Origin of the sequence: Shewanella sp. WE21 (genome assembly GCF_002966515.1) — a bacterium.
In the GTDB taxonomy this organism is placed as follows: domain Bacteria; phylum Pseudomonadota; class Gammaproteobacteria; order Enterobacterales; family Shewanellaceae; genus Shewanella; species Shewanella oncorhynchi.
In genome coordinates this window covers 1,851,077-1,870,522 of sequence record NZ_CP023019.1, presented here as the reverse complement: position 1 = coordinate 1,870,522, position 19,446 = coordinate 1,851,077, and the positions used below count along the sequence as shown (strand labels likewise).

General features: G+C 47.8%; 16 protein-coding genes, 1 tRNA gene and 3 rRNA genes. 6 read left to right on the top strand and 14 right to left on the bottom strand.

Features of this window, described 5'->3' with window-relative positions; translation table 11 throughout:
* Window positions 1-50: 50 nt before the first annotated feature.
* The 4 genes from CKQ84_RS08030 to CKQ84_RS08015 form a co-directional block, all read right to left on the bottom strand.
* Window positions 51-1,235 carry an NAD(P)/FAD-dependent oxidoreductase gene (locus CKQ84_RS08030; RefSeq protein ID WP_105250844.1) on the bottom strand — a complete coding sequence of 395 codons (1,185 nt, stop codon included), beginning with the start codon at window positions 1,233-1,235 and terminating at the stop codon, window positions 51-53.
* A 193-nt stretch (window positions 1,236-1,428) separates the two neighbouring features.
* Window positions 1,429-2,445: an NAD(P)H-dependent glycerol-3-phosphate dehydrogenase gene (gene gpsA / locus CKQ84_RS08025; RefSeq protein ID WP_105250843.1), complete on the bottom strand. Its 1,017-nt coding sequence runs from the start codon at window positions 2,443-2,445 to the stop codon at window positions 1,429-1,431.
* A gap of 4 nt (window positions 2,446-2,449) precedes the next feature.
* The gene (secB, locus tag CKQ84_RS08020; RefSeq protein ID WP_006083777.1) at window positions 2,450-2,935 is read right to left on the bottom strand and encodes a protein-export chaperone SecB; all 486 of its coding nucleotides are present in this window, start codon (window positions 2,933-2,935) and stop codon (window positions 2,450-2,452) included.
* A 295-nt stretch (window positions 2,936-3,230) separates the two neighbouring features.
* Window positions 3,231-3,665 carry a rhodanese-like domain-containing protein gene (locus CKQ84_RS08015; protein ID WP_105253030.1) on the bottom strand — a complete coding sequence of 145 codons (435 nt, stop codon included), beginning with the start codon at window positions 3,663-3,665 and terminating at the stop codon, window positions 3,231-3,233.
* A gap of 267 nt (window positions 3,666-3,932) precedes the next feature.
* On the opposite strand from CKQ84_RS08015, the gene gpmM reads away from it, so the two are divergent.
* Genes gpmM through CKQ84_RS07995 form a run of 4 tightly spaced genes read left to right on the top strand, consistent with a single transcriptional unit; the run spans window position 3,933 to window position 8,627 of the window.
* A complete protein-coding gene (gene gpmM / locus CKQ84_RS08010; protein WP_105250842.1) occupies window positions 3,933-5,477 on the top strand; it encodes a 2,3-bisphosphoglycerate-independent phosphoglycerate mutase in 1,545 nt (514 codons plus the stop codon).
* A gap of 10 nt (window positions 5,478-5,487) precedes the next feature.
* Complete coding sequence (locus CKQ84_RS08005; protein ID WP_105250841.1) at window positions 5,488-6,621, top strand: murein hydrolase activator EnvC; 1,134 nt, start codon at window positions 5,488-5,490, stop codon at window positions 6,619-6,621.
* 32 nt (window positions 6,622-6,653) lie between these two features.
* Window positions 6,654-7,862 (top strand): S41 family peptidase, encoded by a 1,209-nt coding sequence (locus CKQ84_RS08000; protein WP_105250840.1) that lies wholly within the window; start codon window positions 6,654-6,656, stop codon window positions 7,860-7,862.
* Window positions 7,863-7,871: 9 nt separating this feature from the next.
* Window positions 7,872-8,627 (top strand): divergent polysaccharide deacetylase family protein, encoded by a 756-nt coding sequence (locus CKQ84_RS07995; RefSeq protein WP_105250839.1) that lies wholly within the window; start codon window positions 7,872-7,874, stop codon window positions 8,625-8,627.
* Here the strand turns inward: CKQ84_RS07995 and CKQ84_RS07990 are convergent.
* The 6 genes from CKQ84_RS07990 to CKQ84_RS07965 form a co-directional block, all read right to left on the bottom strand.
* Entirely contained in the window at window positions 8,602-9,057 is a 456-nt protein-coding gene (locus CKQ84_RS07990) for an Rrf2 family transcriptional regulator (protein WP_105250838.1), read from the bottom strand. The genes CKQ84_RS07995 and CKQ84_RS07990 overlap by 26 nt on opposite strands.
* 22 nt (window positions 9,058-9,079) lie before the next feature.
* Entirely contained in the window at window positions 9,080-9,334 is a 255-nt protein-coding gene (locus tag CKQ84_RS07985) for a YkgJ family cysteine cluster protein (protein ID WP_105250837.1), read from the bottom strand.
* 335 nt (window positions 9,335-9,669) lie between these two features.
* A tRNA-Asp gene (locus CKQ84_RS07980) sits at window positions 9,670-9,746 on the bottom strand.
* A 36-nt stretch (window positions 9,747-9,782) separates the two neighbouring features.
* A 5S ribosomal RNA gene (rrf, locus tag CKQ84_RS07975) occupies window positions 9,783-9,898 on the bottom strand.
* Window positions 9,899-10,037: 139 nt separating this feature from the next.
* Window positions 10,038-12,940, bottom strand: a 23S ribosomal RNA gene (locus CKQ84_RS07970).
* Between the two features lie 362 nt (window positions 12,941-13,302).
* Window positions 13,303-14,845 (bottom strand): 16S ribosomal RNA (locus CKQ84_RS07965).
* Together the 16S, 23S and 5S rRNA genes with 1 tRNA gene alongside form the textbook arrangement of a ribosomal RNA operon.
* Window positions 14,846-15,399: 554 nt before the next feature.
* Here CKQ84_RS07965 and CKQ84_RS07960 point away from each other — a divergent pair.
* Entirely contained in the window at window positions 15,400-15,948 is a 549-nt protein-coding gene (locus CKQ84_RS07960) for a gamma carbonic anhydrase family protein (protein ID WP_105250836.1), read from the top strand.
* A 134-nt stretch (window positions 15,949-16,082) separates the two neighbouring features.
* Here the strand turns inward: CKQ84_RS07960 and CKQ84_RS07955 are convergent, their stop codons facing one another.
* Window positions 16,083-16,358: a DUF1488 domain-containing protein gene (locus CKQ84_RS07955; protein WP_105250835.1), complete on the bottom strand. Its 276-nt coding sequence runs from the start codon at window positions 16,356-16,358 to the stop codon at window positions 16,083-16,085.
* 5 nt (window positions 16,359-16,363) lie between these two features.
* Entirely contained in the window at window positions 16,364-17,212 is an 849-nt protein-coding gene (aroE, locus tag CKQ84_RS07950; protein WP_105250834.1) for a shikimate dehydrogenase, read from the bottom strand.
* A gap of 152 nt (window positions 17,213-17,364) precedes the next feature.
* Here aroE and CKQ84_RS07945 point away from each other — a divergent pair, with 152 nt between their 5' ends.
* Window positions 17,365-17,802, top strand: coding sequence for a group II truncated hemoglobin (locus CKQ84_RS07945; RefSeq protein ID WP_105250833.1), 438 nt, complete (start codon window positions 17,365-17,367; stop codon window positions 17,800-17,802).
* 33 nt (window positions 17,803-17,835) lie between these two features.
* Here CKQ84_RS07945 and hemF read toward each other — a convergent pair whose 3' ends face one another.
* Window positions 17,836-18,744, bottom strand: coding sequence for an oxygen-dependent coproporphyrinogen oxidase (hemF, locus tag CKQ84_RS07940; protein ID WP_105253029.1), 909 nt, complete (start codon window positions 18,742-18,744; stop codon window positions 17,836-17,838).
* Between the two features lie 25 nt (window positions 18,745-18,769).
* A complete protein-coding gene (locus CKQ84_RS07935) occupies window positions 18,770-19,336 on the bottom strand; it encodes an L-threonylcarbamoyladenylate synthase (protein ID WP_105250832.1) in 567 nt (188 codons plus the stop codon).
* Window positions 19,337-19,446 lie beyond the last annotated feature (110 nt).

Genomic DNA, 19,446 nt, shown 5'->3' with positions numbered 1-19,446 from the left:
ACGGGCAAACTTTAGTGCTTACGGGCAAACTTTATTGTCTCTACACAAGACTAAACCGCTTGTCCTGCAGCCACGCCAGATGCCCAGGCCCATTGAAAATTAAACCCGCCTAACCAACCACTTACGTCCATGACTTCACCGATAAAGTAGAGTCCTGCGACTTTGCTGGCTTCCATAGTTTTAGATGACAATTCATTACTATCAACGCCGCCTAACGTCACTTCGGCGGTGCGGTAGCCTTCGGTGCCGTTCATCAATACTGTCCAGTGGTGTATATCATCCACCAGTGTTGCGCGCTCGGCGTGCACTAGCTGATTTAACGCTTTATTCAACAGGGCTTCATCGAATAACACTTCCACCAGCCGTTTAGGCAACCATTGGCTGAGGGTGTTGCGCAGGCTTTGTTTTGGATGTGCGGCGAGCTGTTGCTCTAGCAATTGCGCCAAATCCATATTCGGCAAAAGATCGATTTCTATGGTTTCGCCCGCTTTCCAATAGTTGGAAATCTGCAAAATTGCGGGGCCAGATAAGCCACGGTGAGTGAATAGCAGCGCTTCGCTAAATGCAGTGCCATCTTTGGCGGTAATGCGGCTCGGCACTGCGATGCCAGACAAAGGCTCGAAACGAATTTTATCTTCACTGTGCCATGTAAAAGGCACCAGACCCGCGTGAGTTGGCAATACTTTGAGGCCAAACTGCTCGGCCAGTTGATAACCGTAAGGCGTGGCGCCGAGTTTAGGCATGGATAAGCCGCCCGTGGCGATAACCAGTGAGTCGCAGCTCAGTTCGCCGTTAGAGGTGTTGAGCTCAAAGCGCCCTGCTTCGGTCTTTTTAACGGCCAGAATATCGGTGCGCAGCTTAATGGTCACGCCCGCCCATTCACACTCGGTCAATAGCATAGTGACTATCTCTTTAGCCGAGTCATTGCAAAACAGTTGGCCGTGATCGCGTTCATGGTATTCAATCCCGTGACGCTCGACCAATTCAATAAACTGCTGCGAGGGATAACGCGCGAGTGCCGACTTAACAAAGTGGGGATTACCACAGAGGAAGTTACCGGGCTCGACTTTAAGGTTGGTAAAGTTACAACGCCCGCCGCCGCTGATGAGGATTTTACGCCCGGCTTGCTTGGCATTGTCGAGTACGAGTACATCACGGCCTCGGTAACCCGCGGTCGCTGCACACATCAATCCCGCGGCGCCGGCTCCAATAATAATGACATCATGATGTTTCACGCTCTTACTCCACACAGATAAATTGATTGGTATTGGCTGCCAACGGGCAATTTGATAACTCGCGAACCTTTAGCAAGCAAGTCATGCAACAGCTAAACGGAGCAAAGATAAGCTCAAACGCTAGGCATAAAAAAGGGCGCTATTTTAGCACCCTTTCTTTTATTCGGCATACAGCATCATCACGGCTCGCGGTTTATTGCGTAGGCGTTTCTGATTTCTTTTCTCTGCTGAGCAGCTCTTTAGCAGCATCAACTGGCGCTTTGCCTTGATACAAGACTTGGTAAATCTGCTCAGTGATCGGCATTTCAACCCCGAGGCGTTTCGCAAGCGTAAACACTTCTTTGGTATTGCGATAACCTTCAACCACTTGGCCGATTTCAGCCTGTGCTGTCATCACATCACAGCCTTTACCTAAGGCTAAACCGAAACGACGGTTACGGGATTGGTTGTCGGTACAGGTCAACACTAAGTCGCCTAACCCCGCCATTCCCATAAAGGTGGCTGCATTGGCACCTAAGGCTTCGCCTAAACGCGTCAATTCGACTAAACCACGGGTAATCAAGGCTGTTCTGGCATTCGCACCAAAGCCGATACCGTCGGACATGCCCGCGCCAATCGCGATCACGTTCTTTACCGCGCCGCCCAGTTGCAGTCCGGTAAAGTCGTCATTGGCGTAAACCCGCAAACGTTTAGGGCTATGTAACAGCTCGACGAGATCGTTAGTGAACGTAGGACAAGTGCCCGCAACCGAAATGGCCGTAGGTAAACCCATGGCGAGTTCTTTCGCGAAGGTCGGCCCAGATAACACCGCCAGCGGATATTGCTCACCTAACACATCACGGGCCACATCTTGCAGCAAACGTCCGGTTTCAGGCTCGAGCCCTTTCGTTGCCCATACGATGCGCGCATCGCTACGGAGTAACGGTTTAGCTTGCTCAAGCACAGTACCAAACACATGGCTTGGCACGACCACTAACACATTGTTGCTGGCGGCTAAGGCTTTGGCTAAATCGGCTTCGATCTGTAAACAATCAGGAAACGCAATACCAGGCAAAAAAGCTTGGTTGCACTTGTCTTGAGCGAGCGTTTGCATGTGGACAGGATCGTGTCCCCATAACAAGGTCTTATGACCGTTGCTGGCTAGAGAAATGGCAAGGGCGGAGCCATAAGAGCCCGCCCCTAATACCGTGATATCGGCAGAGTTTTTCATGTAATTAAGCGTTAGCTTCTTCGGCAGCTGGTGCAGTCGCAGCAGCTTGACGTTGTTGCACGTATTGGGCAAACAGCGCGTCGAAGTTAACAGGTGCTAAGTTCAGTTGTGGGAAAGTACCACGACCAACTAAGCTGCCCACGGTTTCGCGAGCATATGGGAATAGGATGTTAGGGCAGTATGCACCTAATGAATGGGCCAATTGTGGCTCAGTCAGACCAGTGATAGAGAAGATACCGGCTTGTTGTACTTCACATAGGAAAGCAGTATCGCCACCGTTTTGTGCAGTCACAGTTAAAGACAGGACAACTTCATACACATCGTCAGCTAATTTAGCGCTACGCGTGTCTAAATCTAACTTAACTTCTGGGTTCCATTCTTTTTGGAATACCGCTGGGCTGTTAGGCGTTTCGAAAGACACATCTTTAGTGTAAACACGTTGGATGTTGAATTGTGGGGCTTGTTGTTCGTTGTTTGCTACTTCAGCCATAATTTCCTACCTATCCTATCAATGTTGTATCGGCTTTTCGTTGAAAGCCAATTATTATTTGAAAGCCAATTACCATTTGAACGTAAATTGGCTCGGGGCTTATGTTACTCAAGGCCTATATCAGATCTCGGTATCATCCCAACTTGTACCCATATACGGGTATCGATCGAACCAGTCTAAAAACTTACATTAAGCCCTTAGCGACCGTAGGATCAGTATGCCAAACAATGATGACTTTATTACTGCACTATCCAGTGGATTGAGTGCAGCTTAAATCATAACTGCCGCCGACAACTTATCTTTTGCTTTTTGAAACAGGCATATTTGCTGCCTGCCATTCACCCATACCACCTTTCAAGTTGTACAGGTTTTCAAAACCTTGCTTACTCAAAAGCTGAGCGGCTTGAGACGAGGTCATGCCAGCATTGCATACCAATATAATGGGACTGGCTTTATACTTTTCAAGGGCTGATATCTGATTATTTTTAATATCGGCGAGCGTAACGTTAAGTGCATCAACAATATGGCCCTTGCGGAACTCGTCATTCGAGCGCACATCAACCACTTTAGCATCCTGTCTATTCACCATAATCGTTAATTCTTGATGAGAAATACTTTTGATTTTTGACATGCTCGATTTGATGATACTCGCGACAAGCACAACAAATAATCCCACCCAAGCCAGACTGAGCATTGAGTGAGCTTTAAAAAATTCGATATATTCTTGCATGATGATTGCCCGCATAAATGGCGAAAATTCGATAAGGGCACAGAGTATACCGATTGCCTTGGCAGAATGCAGCAGTTTAGTCACAGTTCGAGATCGCACTTTTAGTGCAATTGACTCTGTACTTGTCACAAGCCACTCACAGAATCGGGCGAATTAGTGATTCGATGACCTTAATCGGGGTAAAGCGCTTTTTCATACCCCGCTAACGTAGTAATATTTGACCAATTTCAGATTTCTATCGCTTCTATAAAACTTAAAGGTATCACTATGACGACAGCTAAACGTCCGCTCGCGTTGTTGATCCTCGATGGCTGGGGCTACCGTGAAAACACGCATAATAATGCGATTTTCCACGCCAAGACTCCGGTACTCGACCGTCTCAACGCTAAATATCCCCATAGTTTGATTTCAGGTTCTGGCTTAGATGTTGGCTTACCTGATGGCCAGATGGGAAATTCTGAAGTTGGCCATATTAACTTAGGCTCTGGCCGTGTGGTTTATCAAGAACTCACTCGTATCAGTAAAGCCATTGCAGATCATGAGTTTGAAAAAAATCCTGCGCTATGTGATGCGGTAGACTCAGCCATCAAAGCTGGCGGAGCCGTGCACATTATGGGCTTGCTTTCCCCCGGCGGCGTCCACAGCCATGAAGAGCATATCGAAGCTATGTGCCGTATGGCCGTTGCGCGCGGTGCAACTCAGGTTTATCTGCACGCTTTCCTCGACGGACGCGATACGCCACCGCGCAGCGCTAAGGGCAGCTTGAGCCATTTTGATGATCTGTTTACTACATTAGGCCATGGCCGTATCGCATCGATTATTGGTCGTTACTTTGCTATGGACAGGGATAATCGTTGGGATCGCGTGTCGCAAGCCTACGATTTAATCACCCAAGGTAAGTCAAAATTCCAATACGACAATGCCGTTACAGCATTAGAAGCGGCTTACGAACGTAACGAAAACGACGAATTCGTCTCTTCATCTGCGATCACAGATGCCAACGGTCAAGTTGCGACCTTAAAAGACGGCGATGCCCTGATTTTTATGAACTTCCGTGCTGACCGCGCCCGTCAAATCACCCGTAGCTTTATTCACCCAGACTTCGATGGTTTCGAACGCGCTGTTATGCCGAAAATGCACTTCGTCACTTTGACTGAGTATGCTGGCGACATCACAGCACCTATCGCTTATCCATCTGAAAACTTAGTGAATACCTTAGGTGAAGTGCTGCAGAAACAAGGTCGTACTCAGCTGCGTATCTCTGAAACTGAGAAATACGCCCATGTGACTTTCTTCTTTAACGGCGGTAAAGAAGAGCCATTCGAGGGAGAAGATCGCATCCTAATCAACTCGCCTAAAGTGGCAACTTACGATCTACAGCCTGAGATGAGTTCAGCTGAGCTGACTGACAAGTTAGTCGCAGCAATTGAATCAACTAAGTACGACGTGATCATCTGTAACTACCCCAATGGTGACATGGTTGGCCACACGGGTAATTTCGATGCCGCCGTTAAAGCTTGTGAAGCTGTCGACGCTTGTATCGGCCGTGTGGTTGATGCGCTGGCGAAAGTGGGCGGAGAATGTATTATTACCGCCGACCACGGCAATGCCGAGCAAATGACCGACGAAACCACAGGTCAGGCTCACACGGCCCACACCAGTGAACTCGTGCCTTTCGTCTTTGTTGGACGCGATGCGACCATAGATGAAGGTGGTAAACTCAGCGATGTTGCACCTACCATCTTGACCTTGATCGGCGAAGCCATTCCAGCTGAGATGACGGGCAAACCCTTAATCCACATAAAAGAGTAACCGTTACCTAGTGAGCACTCGACTCCTTGTTAAAGCCAGCATTATTGCTGGCTTTATGATGTTATCTTTCTCGGCACACGCTTCTGATTTGGAGAAGCGTAAGTCCGAGTTAAAATCAATCCAAACGCAAATAAATCAACAACAAAGCGCATTAAAAACCACCAGTAAACAAAGAGAAAAGCTGCTGTCATTGCTGCGTAGCGATGAAGAAGCGATTGCGTCAGCTGCCAAAAAAGTCAACAGCACCAAAAATAGCTTAGCGCAAATCGACACTAAACTTGCCGAGCTAAAACAACGTCAAGATGAGTTAGAAACGCTTAAAGTGACTCAACAACAAACACTGTCGAAACAGCTGTCGAGCGCCTATCTTGCCGGTAATCACGATTACACTAAGATGATGCTTAATCAGCAAAGTCCCGCCACTATCGAGCGTATGTTGGCTTATTACCAATACCTCAATAAAGCGCGGATGAAGTCGATCAACGAATTAAAGCAAACCTTGACCGAGCTAGATGAGATCAAGGTGTCGCAAACGAGTAAACAAAAGCAATTAACGAAACTCGTAGCCGAACAACAAGTACAAGCTAAACGTTTGAGCCAAGAGCAAGATCAGCGTCAACTGACCATCAAAGAGCTGCAACGCACCTTAAATTCTAAGGGTGCAGAGCTTGAGCAGTTGCAAATTGAAGAGGCCAGCTTAAAGCGCGTCGTTGAACAAGCGCTGCGGGCCATGAAAGATAATCCCTCGATGGAAGGATTTGGTAAACAAAGTGGCAAACTTAAATGGCCGACAAAAGGTCGTGTGAGTGCTAGCTTTGGTAGCCAACGTTCCGGTCAAGTAGTGTGGAAAGGCACTATGTTGTCTGCACCAGAAGGGCAAAATATTCGAGCCGTTTCAGGTGGTAAAGTCATTTATGCCGACTGGTTACGCGGTTTTGGTCTTGTTATGGTCATCGATCACGGTAAAGGTTATATGAGTCTTTACGGTCACGCTCAAACCCTACTAAAAAGCCCTGGTGAGATGGTAAAAAGCAGTGAAGCGATTGCTTTAGTCGGACGTTCAGGTGGACAGAGCGAGCCTGGCCTATACTTTGAAATAAGGCATAAAGGGCAAGCCGTCGATCCAGCGAAATACTGTCGCTAATCATAACGGTCCCCTTATCACAGGGGACCGTTATGAAATACATGATCCGCTATATCAGTTGCGTTGGATTAGGTCTCACTTTAGGCCTATCCATCAGCCTCTCCAGCCAAGAGAATGCTAAATCCTACCGCGACAACTTTGACTATCCATTACTACAAGATGTACTTGAAACGGTTGAAACTTACTATATCAAAACCGTTCCCAAAGAAGAGCTAGTGCAAGCCGCCATCAAAGGCATTTTTGAACATCTCGACCCCTATTCCAGCTTCCTGAATCATCAAGAATTACTCGATCTTAAAGATTCTAATCGCGGCGAGTATTTTGGTTTCGGTTTCGAAGTCGCGGCCCAAAAAGACCATATCAGCATCATAGCCCCCTTTGCCCATTCTCCCGCAGAGCAAGCGGGAATACGTGCGGGCGATATTATTATTAAACTTAACGACACCCTAGCGACTGAAACGAATCTAGCCGATATCCTTACTGAAATAAAAAGACATAGTCTCAATAATCAGAGTATTAACTTAGAGCTAAAACACAGTAATGACGATGCCACCTTTAAAGTGTCACTCAAGCCAAGCAATATCACTATAGAGTCGGTCAGCACTCAACTGCTTGATGGCAATATTGGCTATGTCAGATTAAGCAACTTCCAAGAAAACTCTACCGAAGATATGGTGCGCTCGCTCAGCCAATGGCAAAACAAACCGCTCACAGGACTTATCTTAGATCTACGTAATAATCCCGGCGGCCTACTCGACCAAGCGGTTAAAATTGCGGATCTCTTTCTCGCCAAAGGACGCATAGTCTCGACCTCTGGCCGCTTCTTCGACGCCAACTCTGACTACTATGCCTCACCGCAAACCATGCTGACTAACGTGCCTATGCTAGTGTTAATCAACAAAGGTTCGGCCTCTGCATCCGAAGTTCTCGCCGCCGCATTACAAGAAAATGGTCGTGCTAAACTCTTAGGTGAGACCAGTTTTGGCAAAGGTACAGTACAAAGCCTGATCCCCATCTTAGAAGATGGTAACGCGATTAAACTCACAATTGCCCAGTACAATACTCCTAGAGGTGAAAACATTCACAACATAGGGATCATACCTGACATAAAAATTGCCGCCGAAACTGGTTCCGGCGTTGGTAATTTAGCTATAATCGACGCCCTATCAGCCCATGCATCACTGGCCCAAGATCATCAAGTGACCTCTGCCATTGCATGGATACAGCACCATGACGAATAAGAAGAAATTGTGCGCTTACTTTATTCCTTGGCCCTATTGGCCCTAAGCATTTCTCAAAGCTATGCTGCCCAGCTTGCACTCATTATTGATGACATAGGTTATCGTCATACAGATAAAGCCGTGCTGGCACTGCCCAGTACAGTAACACTCTCAGTATTACCTCATACCCCACTTGGCAAAGAACTCGCTAACGCAGGACACCAAAAAGGCCACGAAATTATGCTACATCTTCCCATGCAGGCGCTTAATGGTAAGACGTTAGGGCTGGGGGGGTTAACCAATACGATGACTGAGGCACAAATTCGCACCAGTGTTATTGATGCGATTAACAGCGTTCCCTTTGCCAAAGGTGCCAATAACCACATGGGGAGTCTATTAACTCAACTGGACGATCCCATGCTCTGGGTCATGGAAACACTCAAACAAAAGCAGCTGTATTTTGTCGATAGTATGACAACACGATTCACTAAGGCAGGGGATAACGCAGATAAGCTAGGCATTCCTTTACTAAAACGCCAACTGTTTCTAGACAATGATACCAGTGCCAATGCACTCGAGAGACAATTTAACTTAATGATAAGTCAGGCACATACCCAAGGTAGCTTGGTGGCGATTGCCCATCCTTATCCGGAAACTATGCGCTTCTTGGAGGCTAACCTACACAGACTTAAAACCGAGGGGATTGATCTGGTGCCAGCATCGAGTTTGCTCCCCATCGGTATTGCACTTAAAAGTGGTACTAATCCAGTTGCAGTACTGAAATAGAAAAGTCTGGCAGCAAGGCGACTAACTCATCACGGTTACTCACAATATCCAGCAAAGTATATTGATCCAGCACATTCAAATAAGCTTCAACAGCCTGGGCTAACACGCCTTTAAGCTTACAGGCTGGTGTAAATCGGCAGTAAGGTTTGCTGCAATCAATCGGTGCGAGTGAGTTTTCTAATACTCGAACTAACTGGCCTAGGTTAATCTCACTAGCAGGCTTACCCAAACGGAAACCGCCCATCTTACCGCGGATGGTTTCAAGGTAACCCATCTTGCCTAAATGATGCACTATCTTAGAGACATGATTTGGTGACAGATCAAACACCTGTGTAATTTCAGCAATCCTAAATAAAGTTGTTCTATCTGGCTGAACCGCTAAATACATCAGGGTACGAACGCCAAAATCGGTATAACGAGTTAACTGCATATTTCACCTGTCAGCGATAAACTTAATGAGAGGTCTGAGATTCGAGTTGGGTAATCAACCAAAGCGCCTCTTCGTTCGAATGACCACAAACATCTTCAGATGCATCGAAATCACTACAAACCGCAGGACGATCAGGCGAGCCGAAAATCAAACATAAATTGGCATCGCTCAATTGCACACAACGCTCACCCGCCGCCTTACCCTTTGGCATACCCGGGATACCGCTGCTTATTGAAGGCGCAATACAGCAAGCACCACACCCAAGACGACAATTCATTTTCGTTACTCATGAAAGACATAAGGCATTATACCGTTTAATTTGTCCGAGATCAGTGTCACAGGTCAATACTGCCAAGTCGCGCACAGGAGGTTTTCAGAACGTGAAAGAAACAATATCGATAAAGTGGAATAAAGATCGGCAAAAAAGTAGGTTTTGATTTTTAACATTGAAGCGAAAGCTTCATATTCTGATAAGGATTTCATCTACATGATGGCCGAGTATGAGGATAACCATGTGCTTCGAGCCCGAAGCATGTGCGTCACTGACACGAATTATCAGCAACGCCATAACGAAAAAAGCCTCATCTTTCGATGAGGCTTATCTCTTAATGTTGGCGGAGCGGACGGGACTCGAACCCGCGACCCCCGGCGTGACAGGCCGGTATTCTAACCAACTGAACTACCGCTCCTTTAGCTTAACGTCTACACGTTAACCTAAATTAGGCGCTTGGCGATGACCTACTCTCACATGGGGAGACCCCACACTACCATCGGCGCGTTTGCGTTTCACTTCTGAGTTCGGGATGGGATCAGGTGGTTCCACAAGGCTATTGTCACCAAGCAAATTCTGTTTATTACCGTGTCCATCTCTGGCTCACGTTAATAATAATTCGGAAAGCTGATTTTCTTTGTTTGAGTTCAAACTTTATCAAGTATCTGTATTCTGTCTAAGGCTTCTTTGTAAAACCCATCTGGGTTGTATGGTTAAGCCTCTCGAGTCATTAGTACATGTTAGCTCAACGCCTCACAACGCTTACACACCATGCCTATCAACGTCCTAGTCTCGAACGGCTCTTTAGAGGAATTAAATTCCTAGGGATGACTCATCTTAGGGCTCGCTTCCCGCTTAGATGCTTTCAGCGGTTATCGATTCCGAACGTAGCTACCGGGCAATGCCATTGGCATGACAACCCGAACACCAGCGGTTCGTCCACTCCGGTCCTCTCGTACTAGGAGCAGCTCCCTTCAATCATCCAACGCCCACGGCAGATAGGGACCGAACTGTCTCACGACGTTCTGAACCCAGCTCGCGTACCACTTTAAATGGCGAACAGCCATACCCTTGGGACCGACTTCAGCCCCAGGATGTGATGAGCCGACATCGAGGTGCCAAACACCGCCGTCGATATGAACTCTTGGGCGGTATCAGCCTGTTATCCCCGGAGTACCTTTTATCCGTTGAGCGATGGCCCTTCCATTCAGAACCACCGGATCACTATGACCTACTTTCGTACCTGCTCGACGTGTATGTCTCGCAGTTAAGCTGGCTTATGCCATTGCACTAACCGTACGATGTCCGACCGTACTTAGCCAACCTTCGTGCTCCTCCGTTACTCTTTGGGAGGAGACCGCCCCAGTCAAACTACCCACCAGGCACTGTCCCTAATCCCGATAAGGGACCTAGGTTAGAACATCAAAACTACAAGGGTGGTATTTCAAGGACGACTCCATCATGACTAGCGTCACAACTTCAAAGTCTCCCACCTATCCTACACATGTAGGTTCAATGTTCAGTGCCAAGCTATAGTAAAGGTTCACGGGGTCTTTCCGTCTAGCCGCGGGTATACGGCATCTTCACCGCAATTTCAACTTCACTGAGTCTCGGCTGGAGACAGCGTGGCCATCATTACGCCATTCGTGCAGGTCGGAACTTACCCGACAAGGAATTTCGCTACCTTAGGACCGTTATAGTTACGGCCGCCGTTTACCGGGGCTTCGATCATGAGCTTCTCTTGCGATAACCCAATCAATTAACCTTCCGGCACCGGGCAGGCGTCACACCGTATACTTCCTCTTGCGAGTTTGCACAGTGCTGTGTTTTTGATAAACAGTTGCAGCCACCTGGTATCTGCGACTCCCGTCAGCTTAGAGAGCAAGTCTCATCACCAACAGGAGCGTACCTTCTCCCGAAGTTACGGTACCATTTTGCCTAGTTCCTTCAGCCGAGTTCTCTCAAGCGCCTTGGTATTCTCTACCCGACCACCTGTGTCGGTTTGGGGTACGATTCCCACTAACCTGAAGCTTAGAAGATTTTCCTGGAAGCATGGCATCAACTACTTCAGTCCCTTAGGACCTCGTCATCAGCTCTCAGTGTGTACATTAAAGTACGTGTCCCCGGATTTGCCTAAGAACACCACCTACCACCTTAAACGCGGACTACCAACGCCGCGCTAGCCTAGCCTTCTCCGTCTCTCCATCGCAGTTAGCGGAAGTACAGAAATATTAATCTGTTTCCCATCGATTACGCCTTTCGGCCTCACCTTAGGGGTCGACTCACCCTGCCCCGATTAACGTTGGACAGGAACCCTTGGTCTTTCGGCGAGGGGGTTTTTCACCCCCTTTATCGTTACTCATGTCAGCATTCGCACTTCTGATACCTCCAGCGTGGGTTACCCCTTCACCTTCAACGGCTTACAGAACGCTCCTCTACCGCGCACAGTAAACTGTGCACCCGTAGCTTCGGTGACTAGCTTAGCCCCGTTACATCTTCCGCGCAGGCCGACTCGACTAGTGAGCTATTACGCTTTCTTTAAATGATGGCTGCTTCTAAGCCAACATCCTAGCTGTCTAAGCCTTCCCACATCGTTTCCCACTTAGCTAGTACTTTGGGACCTTAGCTGACGGTCTGGGTTGTTTCCCTTTTGACGACGGACGTTAGCACCCGCCGTCTGTCTCCCGAGTAGTACTCATTGGTATTCGGAGTTTGCAAAGGGTTGGTAAGTCGGGATGACCCCCTAGCCTTAACAGTGCTCTACCCCCAATGGTATTCGCTCGAGGCGCTACCTAAATAGCTTTCGAGGAGAACCAGATATCTCCCGGTTTGATTGGCCTTTCACCCCCAGCCACAAGTCATCCGCTAATTTTTCAACATTAGTCGGTTCGGTCCTCCAGTTGATGTTACTCAACCTTCAACCTGCCCATGGCTAGATCACCGGGTTTCGGGTCTACACCTTGCAACTAAACGCGCAGTTAACACTCGGTTTCCCTACGGCTCCGCTATTCGCTTAACCTCGCTACAAAATGTAAGTCGCTGACCCATTATACAAAAGGTACGCAGTCACGGTCTCAAGAACCGCTCCCACTGCTTGTACGTATACGGTTTCAGGTTCTATTTCACTCCCCTCACAGGGGTTCTTTTCGCCTTTCCCTCACGGTACTGGTTCACTATCGGTCAGTCAGGAGTATTTAGCCTTGGAGGATGGTCCCCCCATATTCAAACAGGATGTCACGTGTCCCGCCTTACTCGTTTTCATCAATGGTTAGTTTTCATGTACGGGGCTATCACCCTGTGCCGCTGCGCTTTCCAACGCATTCCACTAACACCCCACTGACTTAAGGGCTAATCCCCGTTCGCTCGCCGCTACTAGGGGAATCTCGGTTGATTTCTTTTCCTAAGGGTACTTAGATGTTTCAGTTCCCCTCGTTCGCCTCGCAACACTATGTATTCATGTTGCGATAACAGCTTATGCTGCTGGGTTCCCCCATTCGGACATCGTTAGCTCAAATGCTTGTTACTAGCTCGCCAACGCTTTTCGCAAGTTACTACGTCCTTCATCGCCTCTGACTGCCAAGGCATCCACCGTATACGCTTAGTCGCTTAACCATACAACCCAAATGAGTTTCACTCACCTGCGCCGCATTGCGACCAGCTTGGTTTTACTTGTCTCACTTCTGACCAAAGAAGTGGACGCGCCTTAGACGTAAACTATTCAGCAAAGAATAATTTACTATTGAATATTCAAGACACTTAATAAAGTGTTTGAGAACTCATGTTCAATGCTTTCGCATTAAACGTTTTGTAATTAATCACATGACAGACTCATGTAATTAAATACTATCAGCTTTCCAAATTGTTAAAGAACAACATCTACCTGCAAGAGGGATGTTTCGCTCTGACTTCTCCTGAGAGAAGCTAAACAAGCAATCTGTGTGAACACTCAACAAACATTAAGTTAGTCGTATAGGTAAGGAGGTGATCCAGCCCCAGGTTCCCCTAGGGCTACCTTGTTACGACTTCACCCCAGTCATGAACCACAAAGTGGTGAGCGCCCCCCCGAAGGTTAAGCTACCCACTTCTTTTGCAGCCCACTCCCATGGTGTGACGGGCGGTGTGTACAAGGCCCGGGAACGTATTCACCGTGGCATTCTGATCCACGATTACTAGCGATTCCGACTTCATGGAGTCGAGTTGCAGACTCCAATCCGGACTACGACGAGCTTTGTGAGATTAGCTCCACCTCGCGGCTTTGCAACCCTCTGTACTCGCCATTGTAGCACGTGTGTAGCCCTACTCGTAAGGGCCATGATGACTTGACGTCGTCCCCACCTTCCTCCGGTTTATCACCGGCAGTCTCCCTAGAGTTCCCACCATTACGTGCTGGCAAATAAGGATAGGGGTTGCGCTCGTTGCGGGACTTAACCCAACATTTCACAACACGAGCTGACGACAGCCATGCAGCACCTGTCTCACGGTTCCCGAAGGCACTAAGCTATCTCTAGCGAATTCCGTGGATGTCAAGAGTAGGTAAGGTTCTTCGCGTTGCATCGAATTAAACCACATGCTCCACCGCTTGTGCGGGCCCCCGTCAATTCATTTGAGTTTTAACCTTGCGGCCGTACTCCCCAGGCGGTCTACTTAATGCGTTAGCTTGAGAGCCCAGTGTTCAAGACACCAAACTCCGAGTAGACATCGTTTACGGCGTGGACTACCAGGGTATCTAATCCTGTTTGCTCCCCACGCTTTCGTGCATGAGCGTCAGTCTTTGTCCAGGGGGCCGCCTTCGCCACCGGTATTCCTCCAGATCTCTACGCATTTCACCGCTACACCTGGAATTCTACCCCCCTCTACAAGACTCTAGTTCGCCAGTTCGAAATGCTATTCCTAGGTTGAGCCCAGGGCTTTCACATCTCGCTTAACAAACCGCCTGCGCACGCTTTACGCCCAGTAATTCCGATTAACGCTCGGACCCTCCGTATTACCGCGGCTGCTGGCACGGAGTTAGCCGGTCCTTCTTCTGTAGGTAACGTCACAGATATAACGTATTAAGTTACACCCTTTCCTCCCTACTGAAAGTGCTTTACAACCCGAAGGCCTTCTTCACACACGCGGCATGGCTGCATCAGGGTTTCCCCCATTGTGCAATATTCCCCACTGCTGCCTCCCGTAGGAGTCTGGGCCGTGTCTCAGTCCCAGTGTGGCTGATCATCCTCTCAGAACAGCTAGGGATCGTCGCCTTGGTGAGCCATTACCTCACCAACTAGCTAATCCCACCTAGGTTCATCCAATCGCGGAAGGCCCGAAGGTCCCCTCCTTTCCCCCGTAGGGCGTATGCGGTATTAGCAGTCGTTTCCAACTGTTATCCCCCTCGACTGGGCAGATCCCTAGGCATTACTCACCCGTCCGCCGCTCGCCACCTCAGAAGTAAACTCCCTTGTGCTGCCGCTCGACTTGCATGTGTTAGGCCTGCCGCCAGCGTTCAATCTGAGCCATGATCAAACTCTTCAATTAAAGTTTTGGTGTTTGACTTTCGTCAAACGGCTCAATGAATTCTGATTTTTTGTTTCTAACTAAAGAAACAAACTGTACATATTACTATGAACACTCATTGTTACATTGATTTAAATTTTTGACTGCCAACCCGAAGGCTAAGCAGTTTCGATTAACTCAACACCTGTGAGTGTCCACACAGATTTCTTGTTTTATCTTGTTAAAGAGCAACTCAATATCCGTAAGAGAACTTGAGTACCACACTGAGCGCCGAACGCTTCCAGTTGGCTAGGGCTGCGTATTTTACGCATTTCCCGTTTCGCGTCAAGGAGTTTTTTTCAACTTCTTGCTACGATTGAATTAAGTGCTTAAAAGCGACTCAATTTAACTTAACTCGTCAGCTGGCTTTCGCTGTCTGCCGTGTCAGTGGATGCGCATTATAGGGAGATTGAGAAAGTCCGCAACCCCTATTTTTAAGATAACTGTCATTTTCTCACTGTTCGTTGGATATTTGACCTGACCCGCTAGTTTTTAACCTTTATAATGCTAAAAACCACTCAATTAGGGACTTTTCTATGTCAGGGCCACTCAGAACTTACCAAGGTATTCATCCTCAATTAGGCAATAACGTATATGTAGATGAAGCTTCGGTGCTTGTTGGCGATATTGCGTTAGATACTGATACCAGTATTTGGCCTATGGTGGCGGCGCGTGGTGATGTTAACCATATTCGTATTGGTAAGCGCTCGAACGTACAAGACGGTAGCATATTGCATGTAACGCGTAAGTCAGCTGCTCGTCCCGATGGTCATCCACTGATTATTGGTGATGACGTGACTATTGGTCACAAGGCTATGCTTCACGGTTGCAAAGTCGGTAACCGAGTATTAGTAGGCATGGGTGCGATTATTCTCGACGGTGCGATTTTAGAAGATGATGTGATCTTAGGTGCGGGTTCTTTAGTGCCACCGGGCAAGGTATTACAGAGTGGCTATTTATATGTAGGCAGCCCAGTTAGGCAGGCTCGCCCATTAACGCCAGCCGAAATTGCCTTTTTGCCAGAATCTGCCGACAACTATGTCAGACTGAAAAACGAATACTTAGTTGAGTTACAAAACATCTAATCACTTATAGCTAATCTCTTATAGTTAGTCGCTTAGTGTCACTATAGCTATATAAGAAAGGCGGTAGAGACTCATTGAGTCTCTACCGCCTTTTGCTATTCGCTGATTCAGAAAACTATCTAAGTTCGATAAGTTTAGCCTAAGTGTACTGCCCCAAAATCATCAAACTCTTCGGCTTCAATTAAATCTTCCGCCATTTCTTCGGCATCAAATCTCACCGCATCAAACAATGCCAGTATAGCGGCGGCTTCATTGGCACTCGGCTGTTCAGAGAAATCATTCAGCTCGGCTAACTTATTCACACTGATATAGCACTTGATGTTCATCCCCTGTGACTGCGCGATAAAACAGACTCGCTTGTGGGCGTCGTCCCAATATTGCAGTTCGGGAAAAAGAATACTTTGATTCATGCTTCCTACTTAGGCTCGGCCATTAGTTTATCCCTCAAAAGATTTAATACCACTTGAGTGTCGGGCTCGATACCTCGCCATAGGGTAAAACTCTTAGCCGCTTGTCCGACTAACATGCCGAGCCCATCAATAACCTTAGCTGCACCTTGAGATAGCGCCCATTGGTTAAAAGCGGTGACCGAGGCGCCATACATCATGTCATAACAAACAGTTTGGGTGGTGATGATATGCGCTGGCAAAGTTGGCAACTCGCCCGCAAGACTGGCCGAGGTTGAATTGATGATGACATCGAACTCGCCCACAAGCTCATTCATTTCTACGGCGGTGACTCTATTTGCGAAAGCACCGTTATCCACCGAAGTAAAGATATCGACCAGAAGCTGTGCCTTAGTGTGAGTGCGATTACTGATGATCATCTGCGCAATTCCCGCATTTAATAACGGCAGAATACAACCGCGCGCCGCACCACCAGCACCAATAAGTAACAGGCGCTTATCTTGCAGGCTGCCTAAGTTAGCGATGAGATCGGCCACCAGCCCTAAACCATCGGTGTTATCACCGCGAATAGTGCCATCGGCCAATAAACTTAAGGTGTTTACCGCGCCAGCAAGCTTGGCCTCTGGGCTGAGACTGTCACACAACGCAAAAGCTTGCTCCTTAAAAGGCACTGTCACATTCGCGCCCTTGCCGCCCGCATTGAAAAACGCCGTCAGTGAGGCTTCAAAACCATCGACCGGAGCAAGAATGGCTTCATAGGTTAATAACTCTTGGGTGGGCGCGGCAAATTGTCCATGAATGAACGGCGATTTACTGTGGCTAATTGGATTGCCAAACACTGCGTATCTGTCTGTCATAGCGATATGAAATTTTAGGTTCAATGGCTTTGCAGTCTACCGCGCTTTTGAGCCTAGGCAAGACGAATTATGCTCAACTAAATTTCACGCTGGGTTTCACGCTATAATGCGCCATCGGCTCAATACACTCTATTTAGTGAACGACTATTCCAATGAACTGGCTTAAAAAGATTTTTAGTAAACACACTCCGCCACAGGATGATCGCGATCCGAGTCAATCTAACGCCTATGATTTAATCGGCGGCGAACAGGTGATACGTGCTATCGCAAAGAGTTTTTATCAAAAGATGGCAAGCTCGGCAGAAACGACAACACTATTTGCTATTCATAGAGCGCCAATCGCAGAATCAGAGCAGAAGTTGTTCGAATTTTTAAGTGGTTGGCTCGGCGGGCCGCAACTCTACCAGCAAAAATATGGTCATCCCGCATTGCGAGCACGACACATGCATTTCGCCGTCGATGAGGCGATGCGGGATCAATGGCTGTTTTGTATGAAATTTGCGATTGAAGAAAACATTAATATGCCAGAGCATCGAGCCGCCATTCTGAAGGCAATTTCAACTCTGGCTGATCATATGCGTAATCAATAAAGTGGATGCTGCATCCACTTCATTGATTACTGGCTAAACCCAGTCGCGGGGTTTGAGGTAGTTATCGTACAAATCTGCCTCAGGGCTTCCCGCCTCTGGTGTATAAGCATATTGCCAACGCACTAATGGCGGCATCGACATTAAGATAGACTCGGTACGGCCGCCCGTCTGTAGGCCAAACAAAGTGCCTCTGTCGTAGACTAAGTTGAACTCAACATAACGACCACGACGATAGAGTTGGAACTGACGCTCACGCTCACCGAATTCAGTCTCTTTACGACGCTCGACAATCGGCGCATAGGCCGTTAAGAAGCCATTACCTACAGCTTGCATAAAGCTAAAGCTTTGCTCGAATCCTGCTTGATTCAAGTCATCGAAAAACAATCCACCCACGCCGCGGGTTTCATTACGATGCGGTAGGAAGAAATACTCATCGCACCATTTCTTATACTTGGGATAAACCTCATCCCCGAAAGGCGCGCAAATATCCTTAGAAGTCTGGTGCCACTCGCGCACATCTTCCTCGAACGGATAATAAGGCGTTAAATCAAAGCCACCGCCAAACCACCACACGGGATCGGCATCCTCTTTTTGAGCGATGAAGAAGCGCACATTGGCATGAGTCGTTGGGATATAAGGATTATTAGGATGAATCACTAAAGAAACGCCCATAGCTTCAAAACTACGGCCCGCTAACTCAGGGCGATGCGCCGTAGCCGACGCAGGCATAGCAGCACCAGTCACATGGGAAAAGTTAACCCCAGCTTGCTCGAACACTGCACCTTGGGTTAATACTCGGCTAGTACCACCACCACCTTCAGCGCGAGTCCATGAATCGGCGGCGAACGTGGCTTGGCCATCCAGCGCCTGTAAACCAGCACAAATTCGGTTTTGTAGATCGATTAAAAACGCTTTTACCACTGCAACATCAGGCACACTCATCTTGTTATCCTTATTATTGGTTTGCTCATTGTCCATTTCGTAAAATCTTGCCGCTTCGCGCATCGATAATGGTCGAGGGCTGACGTTGCTCACCGAGTTCACCTAATACGAGTGCATCAATTTTACCTGTAAAATCTGCGAGAATTTCATCGGCAGTTAATGCTGGATCTTCACCCGCAAGGTTAGCGCTAGTAGACACTAAAGGTTTATTGAGCGCGCGGCACAGGGCTTGCACCCCAGTATGGGCTGATACTCGCACTGCAATAGAGTCAAATTCACCACAGAGGTATTTTGAAACCTGCGCTTTGATTGGCATTACAAAGGTAAAAGGCCCCGGCCACTTGGAAAATGCAAACTCGAGCTGCTCAGCCGTTAATTGCGATTCATCAACATAAGCTAAAAGCTGCTGAAAATCACTGGCGACTAAGATCAGTCCCTTTTGCCATGGGCGCTGTTTTACAGCCAATAACTTTTGGATAGCGGTGTCATTATCGGGGTCGCAACCTAGGCCATAAACGGCCTCAGTTGGATAAGCGATAACGCCACCGTTAAGCACAATATCTTTTATGTCAGATGGGTGCAGCTGCAACATCTTAGGATCACCTTTTGAGTATTGTCGATTTCAACAATCAAATTATTGGATAAATTCGAATACTGACCACCCCATCAGCGGTCAGCCGAGGATTATACGCAAGCCACTTT

Bases quoted from the DNA above. Each gene is read 5' to 3' on its own strand.
- CKQ84_RS07945 (WP_105250833.1), top strand. From the start codon at position 17,365: ATGAACTGGCTTAAAAAGATTTTTAGTAAACACACTCCGCCACAGGAT.
- CKQ84_RS08000 (WP_105250840.1), top strand. From the start codon at position 6,654: ATGAAATACATGATCCGCTATATCAGTTGCGTTGGATTAGGTCTCACT.
- CKQ84_RS07960 (WP_105250836.1), top strand. From the start codon at position 15,400: ATGTCAGGGCCACTCAGAACTTACCAAGGTATTCATCCTCAATTAGGC.
- CKQ84_RS07985 (WP_105250837.1), bottom strand. From the start codon at position 9,334: ATGAATTGTCGTCTTGGGTGTGGTGCTTGCTGTATTGCGCCTTCAATA.
- aroE (WP_105250834.1), bottom strand. From the start codon at position 17,212: ATGACAGACAGATACGCAGTGTTTGGCAATCCAATTAGCCACAGTAAA.
- CKQ84_RS07955 (WP_105250835.1), bottom strand. From the start codon at position 16,358: ATGAATCAAAGTATTCTTTTTCCCGAACTGCAATATTGGGACGACGCC.
- CKQ84_RS07935 (WP_105250832.1), bottom strand. From the start codon at position 19,336: ATGTTGCAGCTGCACCCATCTGACATAAAAGATATTGTGCTTAACGGT.
- gpsA (WP_105250843.1), bottom strand. From the start codon at position 2,445: ATGAAAAACTCTGCCGATATCACGGTATTAGGGGCGGGCTCTTATGGC.
- CKQ84_RS08015 (WP_105253030.1), bottom strand. From the start codon at position 3,665: ATGCAAGAATATATCGAATTTTTTAAAGCTCACTCAATGCTCAGTCTG.
- gpmM (WP_105250842.1), top strand. From the start codon at position 3,933: ATGACGACAGCTAAACGTCCGCTCGCGTTGTTGATCCTCGATGGCTGG.
- hemF (WP_105253029.1), bottom strand. From the start codon at position 18,744: ATGAGTGTGCCTGATGTTGCAGTGGTAAAAGCGTTTTTAATCGATCTA.
- secB (WP_006083777.1), bottom strand. From the start codon at position 2,935: ATGGCTGAAGTAGCAAACAACGAACAACAAGCCCCACAATTCAACATC.
- CKQ84_RS07990 (WP_105250838.1), bottom strand. From the start codon at position 9,057: ATGCAGTTAACTCGTTATACCGATTTTGGCGTTCGTACCCTGATGTAT.